The 13,405-nt window shown below is 38.5% G+C and carries 10 protein-coding genes; 5 read left to right on the forward strand and 5 right to left on the reverse strand.

From position 1 onward, the window contains the following. The first annotated feature begins 100 nt into the window (after window positions 1-100). Window positions 101-4,447, forward strand: a complete 4,347-nt coding sequence (locus ACTIEV_RS01845) for a CusA/CzcA family heavy metal efflux RND transporter (protein ID WP_439515955.1) — start codon at window positions 101-103, stop codon at window positions 4,445-4,447. Window positions 4,448-4,458: 11 nt separating this feature from the next. Next, window positions 4,459-5,598: an efflux RND transporter periplasmic adaptor subunit gene (locus ACTIEV_RS01850; protein ID WP_439515956.1), complete on the forward strand. Its 1,140-nt coding sequence runs from the start codon at window positions 4,459-4,461 to the stop codon at window positions 5,596-5,598. Here the strand turns inward: ACTIEV_RS01850 and ACTIEV_RS01855 are convergent. The 4 genes from ACTIEV_RS01855 to ACTIEV_RS01870 form a co-directional block, all read right to left on the reverse strand. Beyond that, window positions 5,595-5,966 (reverse strand): hypothetical protein, encoded by a 372-nt coding sequence (locus ACTIEV_RS01855; RefSeq protein WP_439515957.1) that lies wholly within the window; start codon window positions 5,964-5,966, stop codon window positions 5,595-5,597. The two genes, ACTIEV_RS01850 and ACTIEV_RS01855, sit on opposite strands and share 4 nt — an antisense overlap. 48 nt (window positions 5,967-6,014) lie before the next feature. Next, window positions 6,015-6,647 (reverse strand): Pr6Pr family membrane protein, encoded by a 633-nt coding sequence (locus tag ACTIEV_RS01860; protein WP_439515958.1) that lies wholly within the window; start codon window positions 6,645-6,647, stop codon window positions 6,015-6,017. Window positions 6,648-6,749: 102 nt separating this feature from the next. After that, on the reverse strand, window positions 6,750-7,070 hold the full coding sequence (locus tag ACTIEV_RS01865; protein ID WP_439515959.1) for a DMT family transporter: 321 nt from the start codon (window positions 7,068-7,070) through the stop codon (window positions 6,750-6,752). Then, window positions 7,067-8,290 carry a 4-hydroxy-3-methylbut-2-enyl diphosphate reductase gene (locus tag ACTIEV_RS01870; protein WP_439515960.1) on the reverse strand — a complete coding sequence of 408 codons (1,224 nt, stop codon included), beginning with the start codon at window positions 8,288-8,290 and terminating at the stop codon, window positions 7,067-7,069. Before ACTIEV_RS01870 ends, ACTIEV_RS01865 begins: the two co-directional genes overlap by 4 nt. A gap of 132 nt (window positions 8,291-8,422) precedes the next feature. Between ACTIEV_RS01870 and ACTIEV_RS01875 the strand changes: the two genes are divergently transcribed. The 3 genes from ACTIEV_RS01875 (at window position 8,423) to ACTIEV_RS01885 (ending at window position 12,278) form a co-directional block, all read left to right on the forward strand. Continuing rightward, complete coding sequence (locus tag ACTIEV_RS01875; protein ID WP_439515961.1) at window positions 8,423-9,151, forward strand: 3-keto-disaccharide hydrolase; 729 nt, start codon at window positions 8,423-8,425, stop codon at window positions 9,149-9,151. A gap of 144 nt (window positions 9,152-9,295) precedes the next feature. After that, a complete protein-coding gene (abc-f, locus tag ACTIEV_RS01880; RefSeq protein ID WP_439515962.1) occupies window positions 9,296-11,185 on the forward strand; it encodes a ribosomal protection-like ABC-F family protein in 1,890 nt (629 codons plus the stop codon). A gap of 19 nt (window positions 11,186-11,204) precedes the next feature. Further along, window positions 11,205-12,278, forward strand: a complete 1,074-nt coding sequence (locus tag ACTIEV_RS01885; protein WP_322197158.1) for a porin — start codon at window positions 11,205-11,207, stop codon at window positions 12,276-12,278. On the opposite strand, the gene ACTIEV_RS01890 is transcribed toward ACTIEV_RS01885, so the two are convergent. After that, window positions 12,273-13,373: a DNA alkylation repair protein gene (locus ACTIEV_RS01890; RefSeq protein WP_322197157.1), complete on the reverse strand. Its 1,101-nt coding sequence runs from the start codon at window positions 13,371-13,373 to the stop codon at window positions 12,273-12,275. The genes ACTIEV_RS01885 and ACTIEV_RS01890 overlap by 6 nt on opposite strands. Window positions 13,374-13,405 lie beyond the last annotated feature (32 nt).

A 13,405-nucleotide genomic window follows, 5' to 3' on the forward strand; every position in this document is an offset into this window, starting at 1 on the left:
TAGTATTAGAACAGGGGATACCATTTGCCGTTTACCGATAGCAAAATAGATCTCATAGAGATAAGTGTATCTTAATTGATCAGAAGTTAAAATCAAGCGCATGTTAAATGCCATTATTCATTTCTCAATCAGGAATAAGCTGATAGTAGGTTTGATGGTGCTGGCACTCATGATAGTGGGTGTTATCGAGACCACCAAACTGCCTATTGATGCGGTTCCGGATATTACCAATAATCAGGTATTGGTCATTACTACCGCTCCTAGTTTAGGAGCACCGGATGTAGAGCGATTCATCACAGTGCCTATAGAACAGGCAACACGCAATGTGCCGGGTATCGTAGAACAAAGAAGTTTTTCCAGATTTGGATTGAGCCTGGTAACCATTGTATTCAATGAACAAACCGATGTGTATTGGGCAAGAACCCAAATTAGTGAACGATTGGCTCAGGTGCGTCAACAAATTCCGGAAGGAATGGGGGTGCCCGAGTTGGGTCCTGTAAGCACAGGATTGGGAGAAATCTTTCAATATGTAGTTAGACCCAAACCGGGTTATGAACAAAAATTCTCTCAAACAGAATTAAGAACCATTCAAGATTGGATCATCAGAAAACAGCTATTAGCAACAGAAGGTATTGCTGATGTGAGCAGCTTTGGTGGACAATTAAAGCAATACGAAGTCTCTGTCCGAACAGATAAGCTTCGAAGTTTGGGGGTGTCTATTAGTGATGTATATGATGCATTACAAAATAATAATCAAAATACCGGCGGTGCCTATATTGAAAAAGGGCCTACTGTTTTATTTATTCGTACCGAAGGGTTGGCTAAAACGATTGAAGACATTCAACAGATTGTTATCAAAAGATCCAATGGTATTCCGGTATTGATAAGAGATGTAGCCGAGGTGAAATTTGGCGCTGCAACACGTTATGGTGCATTGGCTTATAATACAGATGGGGAAGTTGCAGGTGCGGTGGTAATGATGTTGAAAGGGGAAAATAGTAATAAAGTCATTAGGAATATCAAAGAAAAGATCAAACAAATAGAATCATCACTCCCGGAGGGTGTGATGATTGATCCTTTTCTCGATCGAACGAAAATGGTGAATAATGCCATTGGTACGGTAGAGACCAATTTACTGGAAGGTGCATTGATTGTTGTGTTTGTATTGGTGTTGTTTCTGGGAAATTTCAGAGCAGGCTTTATTGTAGCAACCGTTATTCCGCTCTCGATGTTGTTTGCAATCATTATGATGAATGCATTTGGGGTTAGTGGTAATCTGATGAGCTTGGGGGCACTTGATTTTGGACTCCTTGTGGATGGTGCAGTGATTATTGTAGAAGCCGTCATGCATAAAATGTCGAAGTTGAATGGGGTAGCGATGGGAACCAAGTTGAGTCGAGAACAGATGGATAGAAGTGTGGAAGAATCCAGTGGTAAAATGATGAATGCAGCTGTATTCGGACAAATCATTATCCTGATTGTCTATCTCCCCATTCTTTCTCTACAGGGAATTGAAGGAAAGATGTTCAAACCGATGGCACAAACGGTTTCATTTGCTATACTGGGGGCATTCATTTTATCGCTTACCTATGTTCCTATGATGAGCGCTTTCTTTTTAAGCAGAAAGCAAGGTCATAAAGAAAATATTTCTGATCGGATGATGCAAAGTTTACAACAATGGTATAAACCGCTATTGCATAAATCCATGAAAGCGCCCGGTATTATTATTGGTTCGGCAGTGGTATTGTTTGCAGCAGCAGTTGTAGTGCTATCCTCATTAGGTGGTGAATTCATACCCAAGTTGGAAGAAGGTGATTTTGCTGTAGAAACAAGGGTGCTTACAGGATCTTCACTTACGACCACTTTGCAGGAGAGTCAGAAAGCAGTGAAGATTTTATTAAAAGAGTTTCCTGAAGTGGAGAAGATCGTCACCAAAGTTGGAACGGGAGAAATTCCATCAGATCCCATGCCTATCGAATCTGCCGATATGATCATTGTATTGAAAGATAAAAAAGAATGGACAAGTGCTAAAACCTTTGATGAACTGGCGGAGAAAATGGGAGAAAGGGTCGCATCGGTTCCCGGTGTAACTACAGGTTTCCAATATCCCGTACAAATGCGTTTTAATGAGTTGATGACCGGGGCAAGACAGGATGTGGTTTGTAAAATTTTTGGGGATGATCTGGATAGTTTGGCCAGATATGCAGCTGCGGTAGGAGATGTAATCGGAACAGTAGAAGGAGCCAAAGATCTTTTTGTTGAAACAGTAACAGGTATTCCTCAGCTTGTGATATCTTATAACAGAGAAGCCATTGCTCGATACGGTGCGACGATTACAGATGTGAATCGGTCTGTGCAGGCGGCTTATGCGGGCAGTGTTGCCGGACAAATTTTCGAAAATGACAGGCGATTTGATTTGGTGATTCGCTTAAATGAATCGCAGCGTAACAATGTAGAGGAGCTTGGTGATTTGTTGGTAGAACTGCCATCCGGACAGCAAGTGCCACTTAATGTACTTGCTCGTGTAGCTATTGAGGAAGGCCCCTATCAAATACAACGTGAAGATGCACAAAGACGGATCACTATTGGTTTTAATGTTAGGGGGAGAGATGTACAGTCAATTGTGGAGGAGCTGCAAGCCAAAGTAAAAAAGCAAGTTCAATTACCTGCAGGCTATTATGCTACCTATGGAGGTCAGTTTGAAAATCTGCAACAAGCCACCAAACGATTGGCCATAGCGGTGCCTGCGGCTTTATTACTCATTTTTGTGATGTTGTTTTTTGCATTCAGGAAGTTCAAATACTGTTTGTTGATTTTTTCAGCTATTCCATTATCGGCTATTGGAGGGGTATTTGCATTGTGGATTCGTGATATGCCTTTTAGTATTTCTGCAGGAATCGGATTTATCGCATTGTTTGGAGTTGCTGTATTGAATGGAATTGTTTTGATCACAGAAATGAATCGGTTAAAAGCAGAAGATAATTCCTCATCCATACCGGAAGTGATAGCTCAAGCAACAGAAACGAGATTAAGACCTGTTCTTATGACAGCTGCTGTTGCATCACTTGGATTTTTACCAATGGCATTGAGTAACGGCGCAGGAGCGGAAGTGCAAAGACCATTAGCAACGGTTGTAATTGGGGGATTATTATCTGCCACACTACTCACACTTTTTGTATTGCCTTCCTTGTATCTTTTATTTGAAAAGAAAAAGATTCAAATACCTATGAAACCTTTACTTGTTATTGTAATGATGTTGTCGACATGGTCTTTACAGGCGCAACCGATGAAACTCGAAAAATTGTTAGCATTGGTGAAAGAAAAGTCGCCCATCTTGAAAGTGGGTCAACTTCAGGAAAAATATTATACTGCACTGAAAGGAACTGCCAAGGATATTCCCAAAACACAGTTGATCACGGAATTGGGTAATTACAACAGCTTCAATTTTGATTCTCGTGTTTCGATTTTACAGCCTTTTTCAGCAGGTATGGTATATCGAAAACAAGAGTTGGTATTAAATAGCTATTTGAATACTGCTGAAGCGAATACGGTCATACAACAACAGGTATTGGAAAAAATGATCCGTCAATTATACCTGGAATTACAATACCTGATGGCAAAGAAAAAAATACTAGAACGTGCCGATAGTGTTTATGGAAGCTTTCAAAGAGTAGCCCAGCTTCGTTTTGAAAAGGGAGAATCCAATTTGTTAGAGAAAACGACATTGGATAATCAAGTGATGCAAAATCGACAAATATTGTTGATGAATCTATCGGATACTAAAGCCATTCAATTGGAAATCGCTCTTTTATTACAAGATACCATCTCTATTGTTCCGGCTGAAGAGCTTGTAACGGATCAACAGTTATATGATACAGCCTTGTTACAACAACATCCTGAACTTCAATATTACAAAGCTCAGGAGCAACAGGCAGAGGCTGAAACCCAGCTGGCTAAAGCAAAACTGAAACCAGAATGGCTGATTGGGTATAATAACCAGTCATTAATGGGATGGATGGAATATAAAAACAGATCGGAACGTTTCTTTACAGCGGGAGATCGCTTTTCTTCAGTGACTTTGGGAATGTCTATTCCTTTTTTCAATAAAGCACAAAAAGCAAAGGTAGAAGCAGCGAATGTTCAGGAAAAGGTGAATCGGGCAAATACAGATATTGCTGCATTGCGTTTAAAGACTCAATTGCAACAGGCATTACAGCATAGAGATAAGTTTAATTCATCCTTGACTTATTTTAAAAACAGTGCCTTGCCACAATCCAATATCATTATACAGACTGCCAATCTAAACTACAAAAACGGGCAGATCAGTTATATTGAATGGGCTACATTGGTGAATCAGGCTTTAGGTATTCAAATGCAATATGCCGATACACAAAGAGATCATCAGTTGAATGAAATTCAGCTGGATTATTTATTACAAAAGAATTGACAAGCTATTATATGAAAAAATATATGCTAAGTATCGCTATGGTGGTATTACTATCATGCGGAACAAAAGAAGAGGCTGCAACTGAGGTTGTAAAAGAAGAAAAGCAGGAGACTATGGTAGAACTCAATGCAGAGCAACTAAAAAATGCCGGCATTACTATTGGCTATCCTGCTGAAATGGATATGCATAGTACCATCAAAGTGAATGGTGTTGTTGATGTGCCTCCACAAGGTATGGTTTCTGTGAGTTTTCCACTAGGTGGCTATTTGAAAAGTTCTCATCTACTTCCGGGAATGGGAGTAAAAAAAGGGGAAGTCATAGCCATACTGGAAGATCAGAGTTACGTGCAGTTACAGCAGGATTACTTAATGGCAAAAGCAAAAATGGAATTTCTCAATACTGATCTTTCTCGTCAAAAAGAGCTGAGTGAACAAGATGCGGCAAGTAAGAAAACCTATCAACAAGCATCATCTGATTTTAAGATTCAACAGGTATTGATACGATCTTTAGAAGAGAAGCTAAAGATCGTAGGTATCGATCCGGAGAAATTATCAGTCAATACTATTACGCGAACCATTAGTTTAAGATCTCCTATCAATGGATATGTCACAAAAGTGAATGTAAACATTGGGAAGTACGTGAATCCGGCAGATGTATTGTTTGAGTTGGTAGATCCCGATGATATTCATGCAGCGCTTACTGTTTTTGAAAAAGATATCATGCAGATCAAAAAAGGAATGCGCGCAAGTGTTACGCTTGCGGATAAACCCGGAAAAAAATATGAAGTGGATGTTATTCTGGTAACCAGAAATGTAGATGAGAATAGAGGTGGGTTGGTACATTGTCATTTTGAAAATGCCAATCATGAGTTGTTGCCGGGTATGTTCTTGAATGGAAGTTTTGAATTGGATAATAAGAAAGCCATCGTTGTTCCGGAATCAGCAGTTGTTCGTTATCAAAGTAAGCCTTACATTTTTATAGCAAAAGACTCCAGTCGATTTGAAATGATGGAGGTGGAGATAGGTATTGTTGATCGGCAAATGGTTGAGTTGAAGACCAAGGAAAATATCGATTGGAGACAACAAAAAGTAGTACTCAAGAATGCCTATAGTTTATTGGGTAAGTTGAAAAATAAAATGGAAGACGATTAATGGTGTTGACTCAATAGATATTTCCATGGGATGACAAAGGGGAGCATCAAAACCCATACAACAAAAAATACAGCCATACCTCCCGGGTATGGCTTGTTGTTTTGTATGGCGGGTAAGCAAACAAATAGTAGCCAACAAGATTTATAGATCAGTTGTAATAATAAAACCGCTGAAAATTGAATCGGATAAAAGAAACCGAATATGGATAAGATTGCAATTGATAACCAAAGTGCTCCGGTTAGTGGTATCACCGGAGTGACTGAATAAGCATCTGAAAATACAGTTCTAGCTGCATATGATGGGAGGAATAGGGAGGATATGCCAATCCATCCTGCTACCATGATGTTTGCCAAATATATAAGACGCATACAAGAATAGTAACAACTATCTCGCAAACTGGTTTAGAAGCGTATAAATTAATTAGATGCTGTTCTTTTTTTACTAATGGCGATCATGAGAAGGAATAATCCATAAAATACAGCACCTACACCCAAACAATTCATCAAAGTTTGTTGGTATCCTAATTTAATGACATTGACAAAAGGGTAGGGATAGGTATGTGTAATAGTGCCTCTAATTAATGTGTAAATAAGGTATGCAAGCGGATAATATAACCATGGCAATGCATCGCTCCATTCAAGTTTTTTTCTGTCTGTAAAAAATAACCAATAAATAAGAAAATATACAGGAATAAAACTGTGTAATAACTCATCTGCAACCATGCCCCATCCGGTAACAGGCCAGATACCTCTTAATAATACATTATAAATAATGCCTACCACTACAATATAAACAGTGATTGCTGTGGTGGTACTGAATTTTTTAAAGAACAGTCCTATTTTTGTTAAAGGGAATAGCCATAAGTATGTAAAATAAATGGCTACAAGACTATTGGTAAGTATGGTAAAATAGCTGAAGAAACGAATAATAGTATGAAGAATAGAAACTTCTCTTGCATTCAAGGTAACCCATAGCTGTAAGCCAACAGCTAAAATGCTAATGAGGCTACCAAACATGTAGATGCCACTATTAGATTTTTTTTCTTTCATGTACGCATAAGTTATTACTAAATATACGTTTTTGAAAGAAATGAATACTTATTTGAGGAATAGCGTATGCGGTATCACTAAAAATATCTAACAGATTAATGACTAACAATCTTTAGTCCAACGATAGAAGCAATCAATGTGGTGATGAAAAAAAAGTCTCCAAAAATCTGCAGGTTCTTTAAAGAAGAGAATACCTATGATAACAGTTCCAACCGCTCCAATACCTGTCCATACGGCATAAGCTGTACCGATAGGCAATTCTTGTGTGGCTTTTATAAGCAATAACATACTGATCGTTAAACAAACTAAAAAGCCACTATACCAGCCAATGGCAGTCATGCCCATGCTAAGTCTGGCCTTACCCAAACAAGCGGCAAACCCCACTTCAAATAAACCTGCTATGACAAGGATGATCCAACTCATGCATTTATATAATTTTCCAGTTGTTCTTCAACTTGATAAAACCCGACCAATTTTCGAATAACGGCTTCAACAACTGCATCCGGACAACTGGCTCCACTGGTCATTAAAACACGAAGCGGTTTCTTTTCAGGTAGATAGTTATGTATGGATATTAATTCCTTTGTTCTCCAATTGCGGTGCAGAATTTCTCGTTGATCAATCAATTTATCTGCGGCATCAATAAAATAAGTTGTCAGCTTTTCTTCACACAGTTCTACTAAGTGGGAAGAGTTGCTGCTATTATATCCACCAATCACAATGGCAATATCAGCCTCTGTATCTGCAAGCATGCCTGTTACTGCGGTCTGATTGTCGTTAGTAGCATAACAAAGAGTGTCTCTGGTATCTGCAAAACGATCTGCTATATTACCGGCAGTTAATTGGTAATGACGAATGAACACACTTTTTAAATAATCGGATATAGCTTGGGTATCAGTGGCGAGTTGCGTTGTTTGGTTAACGACTCCTATCTTTTGTAAATCTTTTGTAATATCAAATCCTTCCGAATAGCGGCCTTTGAACTCATGGTAAAATTCGGTAGAGGGTTTTTCACCCGTAATATATTTCGCCAGTTCAATGGTTTCTGCCATATCATTGACCACTACTGTAGGGGTATGGTAAGAAGCATGCGAAAAAGTGGCTCTGGTTTCTTCATGTTGTGGTTTGCCATGCACCACAATACTGTACCCTTTCTTGGCGATCTGCTCACTTCGGTTCCATACTTTTTCAACAAATGGACAAGTCGTATTGTATTTTTCAGTGGGTATTCCTTTTGCTTCTAAAATGGCTTCTATTTCGAGTGTGGTTCCAAATGCGGGAATGATGACCACATCATCTTTGGTAAGCGTATCGAAAGAGATCAGCTCTTGTCCCTTGGTGTCTTGCAAAAATTGAACACCTTTTGATAGAAGGTCTGCATTTACTTGTGGGTTATGAATCATTTCACTCAATAAAAAAATTCTCTTACCCGGATTTTCATCAATGGTTCTGAAAGCAATTTCAATAGCATTTTCAACACCATAACAAAACCCAAAATGACGTGCTAAATAGATTTGCAAGTCACCAAGATCTAATAATGTAGGGGAGAAATCTTTTTTTAATTTATCCTGCTCTTTTCTTCTCTGCTTAATGTTCCCAATCAAAGGGCTCCGGTATTCACCGGGTACATTGAACTGCTTCATGTAGCAAAGATAGGGATAGCAAATGGCTGATAGTCCATAGTTAATGGTAATCTTCTATGGACTATTTGCTATCGACTGATGAGTTTAAACAAATTCTCCCTATCTTCCAATCACCAAAACTAACAGTTGCGCATGTCAAACCATATGTTTTTACAGGCCTGTCTTATCGTGAGCGGAGGTGTCATAATCGGTGCCACGCCCAAAGAGAAAACCATCTTTACTGCCATCACGAGATCTGTTCAACGAAATCAAAAAAACTGGATCCATTTGTTCAATGGTACTTCCTTAAAAGGATGGAGGACTTTCCAAAATAAACCTTCTGATTCATGGTTGGTACAAGAAGGTGTCTTGTATTGTAAAGGTAACCAAGCACCCAATCAACAACGAGCTGACCTGATTACTGAAGAACAATTTGAGAATTTCGAATTGTCATTAGAGTGGAAAATTGCTGCCGGTGCTAACAGTGGGATTTTATATCTGGTATCTGAAAAATATCCGGCAACCCATCATAGCGGTCCTGAATACCAATTAATAGATGATATAGGTTATCCTGCCCAACTGGAAGATTGGCAAAAAACGGGAGCCAATTATGCGATGAATGTTCCTGCTTCAGATGCTACTAAACCTGCCGGTGAATGGAATAGTACCCGAATCATTGTAAACCAAGGTCATGTTGAACATTGGCTAAATGGAAAAAAGGTTGTTGCCTATCAATTATGGGACGAAAATTGGCAACAAAACAAAGCCAATGGCAAATGGAAAGATATGGATAGCTACGGCAGCGTAAAATCCGGTCATATCGCACTACAAGACCATGGCGGGGAAGCATGGTTTAGAGAGATTAAGATTAGAAGGATATAGGTTAAGTCAAAAGTGAAAGGTGAAAGGTGAAAAGGAAAGCTTATTTCCTGCAATGGACAATTGACTATTGACCATGGTCCATAGTCCATGGTAAGAGCATCATTTCACCTTTCACCATCCTCCCCCTTTCACTATCTTTGCCCCATGCATTATGTTTCTGTTGAAGGTCTCACGAAGAGTTATGGTATTAATCCCTTATTCAATAATATCTCTTTCCATATCAATGAGGGCGATAAAATTGCCCTGATCGCTCGGAATGGGGTCGGTAAATCAACTTTATTACGCATTCTTGCCGGACAAGAAACGGCTGATGAGGGTAAGTGCTGGATCAATAAAGAAGTGACCGTTGCTTTATTTGAACAAGAGCCAGAATTTGATGAAGCAAAATCGGTTCTTGAAAATATTTTTCATTTAGAGCATCCCATTATTACAGCGATACGTGCTTATGAAGCAGCCGCTGAATCAGAAGATGGTCATTTGATCGCAGACGCTATTACTAAAATGGATGAATTAGGTGCTTGGGATTTTGAAGCAAAGGTAAAACAGATATTAGGTAAGCTGAATATTCATCATTTGCAAAATCCGGTGAAAGACCTGAGTGGTGGACAACGTAAAAGAGTAGCGTTGGCTAAAACATTGATCGATATTGGGTTTGAGCATAAACATACTTTGTTGATGATGGATGAGCCAACCAATCACTTGGATGTTGAAATGATTGAATGGTTGGAACATTATCTCAATGGAGAAAATATTACTTTGTTATTGGTAACCCACGACAGGTATTTTTTAGATGCAGTTTGTGATGAGATATGGGAGCTGGAACGCGAAAACATGTATGTCTACAAAGGTGATTATGAAAACTACATGGAAAAAAAAGCGGCAAGATTAGAAAGTGAACAAGCTAGTATCGACAAAGCTCGTAATCAATATCGAAAGGAACTCGAGTGGATGCGCAAACAGCCGAAAGCGAGAACTACAAAGAGCAAGAGCCGCCAAGATAATTTTTATGAAGTAGAAGCCCGTGCGAAACAAAAGATAGAAGATGCCAAACTGCAACTGGAAGTCAAAATGAGCAGGTTGGGTGGCAAAGTAATAGAGATGAAGAAGGTATATAAATCGTATGGAGACCTTCCGATCTTAAAAGGATTCGATTATACTTTTACAAAAGGAGAGCGGATCGGCGTCATTGGTAAAAATGGAGTGGGTAAATCTACTTTCCTCAATATGTTGCAATTAATTGAACCTGCTGATAGCGGTAAAATAAATATTGGGGAAACAGTCATCTTTGGTAATTTTTCTCAACAAGGTCTGCAGATAAAAGACAACCTGCGTGTGATTGAATATGTCAAAACTTTTGCTGAGAGTTTTCCTTTAGCTAAGGGAGGTAGTTTAAGTGCTGCACAGTTTTTAGAATTATTTTTGTTTCCACCCGATAAACAATACACTTATCTATCTTCTTTAAGTGGGGGCGAAAAAAAGCGACTGCAATTACTCACTATATTATTTCGTAACCCTAATTTTTTAATTCTGGATGAGCCTACGAATGATCTGGATCTTCCTACATTGGCAGTGTTAGAAAATTTTCTGAGTGAATACCAGGGCTGCGTTTTGATTGTATCGCATGATCGTTATTTCATGGATCGATTGGTGGATCATTTATTTGTATTTGAAGGAAATGGAGAAGTGCGTGATTTCCCCGGTAACTATACGCAATATCGGATATGGATGAAGGAGGAGGAAGAAAGAGAGCAATTGACAGCTGACAGTAGACCGTTGAAAGTGGAAAGACCCGAAGTGAAAAATGAAACAGTAACTTCAAAGAAGAAAATGAGCTTTAAGGAGAAGCGTGAATTTGAGGTGTTGGAAAAAGAATTACCAGCACTTGAGGCAGAGAAACTAAAAATTACTGAACAGATGAGTCAGGGAGCGCTTTCCTTTGATGAAATTTCAAAACTCAGTGAAAGAATGATAGCCATCACGCAAGAGCTAGAGGAAAAAGAGTTGCGATGGCTTGAACTTAGTGAGATGGTTTAAATTGAGCCCATTCCATAACATGTATCGATTCTTGATCATACTATTGTTGGTATCTGTTCATGTAGCGGCACAACAAGACAGCACAAAGAACAAATTTGAGTGGGATACTTATGCAGAAGCTTATTATAGTCATGATTTTGGTAAACCTGCGGATCAACAAAAAATCCCTTTTCTATATTCTTACAATAGGCACCAAAAGCTATCATTGAATCTTATCGTGGGCAGAGTGTCTTATACCGCTAAACGATTTCGAAGTGTTGTGGCTTTGGCTGCAGGCACCTATATGGATGATAATTTGCAAGCAGAAGATGCTGTTCTAGGACAAGTTTTTGAGGCTTATGTTGGATTCAAACTTAGCAAGCACAAAGAATGGTGGTTGGACATGGGAATTCTACCCTCTCATATAGGATTTGAAAGCGCTATTGGAGCAGATCAATTAACCTTGACGAGAAGCATGATGGCCGATAATTCTCCATACTATGAGTCAGGATTCAGACTATCTTATAACAGTGCTAATCAAAAGTGGTTTTTAGGGTTGTTATGTGTAAATGGATGGCAAAGAAGTATCAGAGTAGGTCAGTCATTTCAACCAGCTTTTGGTCATCAACTCACGTATAAGCCCAATCATACTTTGAGCATTAACAGTAGTTCTTTTATTGGGAATGATAGACATCCTGATTTTAGAAGGATGCGTTATTTTCATAATCTCTATGCTAATTGGCAATTGAATAAAAATTGGCTAGTGACTGCAGGTTTTGATATCGGTTGGGAGCAACAAACAAAAGGGTCTTCAAAAATGTACCATTGGTATTCTCCGGTTTTGATATTGGGCTATCAAATTATTGATCATCATCGACTGGCTATGCGGGCAGAATATTACCAAGACATCCACAAAGTCATCATTTCATCTCCTTCATCTGTTGCATTCAAAACTTTCGGGTATTCAATCAATTACGATTATAAGTTTAGCCCATCTATGATGTTCCGTATTGAGGCAAGATCATTTAGCTCGGCGCAACCCGTATTTCCCACAGAAGCCGGCTTGAAATCAGATAATTTTTTTATGACCAGTTCAGTCAGTATCCGTTTATAGTAGTTCAAAAGAAAGCGCGTTACTTTCTGATCCGTTAATGATTATTGATACTTTTTGTTTGCCTTTATAAAAAGCTCTTGTTGTAATGATTTTGAAGCTTTGTCTTCTGGTGATTTCCCATTTTTCTCTCGTAGCCATTTCACGCTCACTAATCTTAAACACTTTCTTAGACAAGCTGCCGTTGTTTCTTAAGTAATGAATAGCATATTCCAAACGGACAGTAACTTTCTTTTTTCCGTTGTTGGTAATGCAAGCTTCAAATTCAAGATGGTCTCCAATCTTAACCTTTTTATTTTTAATAATGAAGCGGTCGATTGTTAAGTTGTCAGCATTTAGTTGATAGTATTTTAAAACTTCCGGATGTCCGGCTTTTAATAAGGATCTTAATCCATGTTTGATGATGGCATTGGTTTCCGGACTTTGGTTTTTCCATTTTTTAGCAATGGTAATCGCTATCTCAGGATTATCTTTTGAAATATCATTGAGGTTATTGGCTACACTTCTTCTCACCACTTCACAACTATCATTTTTCAGATTTTCAAGGATCGTTAAAATGGGTGTGGGATCTTTTTTCAACGTAGGTAAAGCCATGGCCCAGGGTAAACGAGGTCTACAGCCTTCTGTAGCTAGTCTGCGTACATGACGGCTTGTATGAGTAGACCACTTCAACATTTGCGGAATCATTTTTGCTTCATAGCGAACTATAAAATGCCTGACTGCAAATTCACAACTAATAAATTGGGTTACTTGCTCCATAGCCATTACAGATTCTTTGTAATGATCTAATCCATACAGATAAATATATTCTGGTAAGAAAAGGTATTCAATACTGCTTGCAACAGGTCCATCTTTTTTGATCGCTTCTATTAGTTCAATTAAAAGAGGCGCCGCTTTTGAATAGTCTTTTGGTAAGAAATGATGTAACACATGAGCTGTATGTTCCATTCTTTCTTTTAGCTCATATTCTTTAAACGCGGATATAAATATCTTATTCAGAAAAGATTTTTTATCAAAACCGGGAATACTTTTTTTTAATGGAATGGATAGCTGGTTATAAAAAGACTGTGAATACAGGTCTTTCAGTAAAGTACTCATGAACTAAATTTTACGGAAAGATGAGAGAAACT

It is taken from the genome of Sediminibacterium sp. (genome assembly GCF_051861365.1).
In the GTDB taxonomy this organism is placed as follows: Bacteria; Bacteroidota; Bacteroidia; order Chitinophagales; family Chitinophagaceae; genus Sediminibacterium.

Excerpts from the sequence above, each read along its gene's own strand:
- ACTIEV_RS01845 (WP_439515955.1), top strand. The coding sequence starts at position 101 with ATGTTAAATGCCATTATTCATTTCTCAATCAGGAATAAGCTGATAGTA.
- ACTIEV_RS01850 (WP_439515956.1), top strand. The coding sequence starts at position 4,459 with ATGAAAAAATATATGCTAAGTATCGCTATGGTGGTATTACTATCATGC.
- ACTIEV_RS01855 (WP_439515957.1), bottom strand. The coding sequence starts at position 5,966 with ATGCGTCTTATATATTTGGCAAACATCATGGTAGCAGGATGGATTGGC.
- ACTIEV_RS01860 (WP_439515958.1), bottom strand. The coding sequence starts at position 6,647 with ATGAAAGAAAAAAAATCTAATAGTGGCATCTACATGTTTGGTAGCCTC.
- ACTIEV_RS01865 (WP_439515959.1), bottom strand. The coding sequence starts at position 7,070 with ATGAGTTGGATCATCCTTGTCATAGCAGGTTTATTTGAAGTGGGGTTT.
- ACTIEV_RS01870 (WP_439515960.1), bottom strand. The coding sequence starts at position 8,290 with ATGAAGCAGTTCAATGTACCCGGTGAATACCGGAGCCCTTTGATTGGG.
- ACTIEV_RS01875 (WP_439515961.1), top strand. The coding sequence starts at position 8,423 with ATGTCAAACCATATGTTTTTACAGGCCTGTCTTATCGTGAGCGGAGGT.
- abc-f (WP_439515962.1), top strand. The coding sequence starts at position 9,296 with ATGCATTATGTTTCTGTTGAAGGTCTCACGAAGAGTTATGGTATTAAT.
- ACTIEV_RS01885 (WP_322197158.1), top strand. The coding sequence starts at position 11,205 with ATGTATCGATTCTTGATCATACTATTGTTGGTATCTGTTCATGTAGCG.
- ACTIEV_RS01890 (WP_322197157.1), bottom strand. The coding sequence starts at position 13,373 with ATGAGTACTTTACTGAAAGACCTGTATTCACAGTCTTTTTATAACCAG.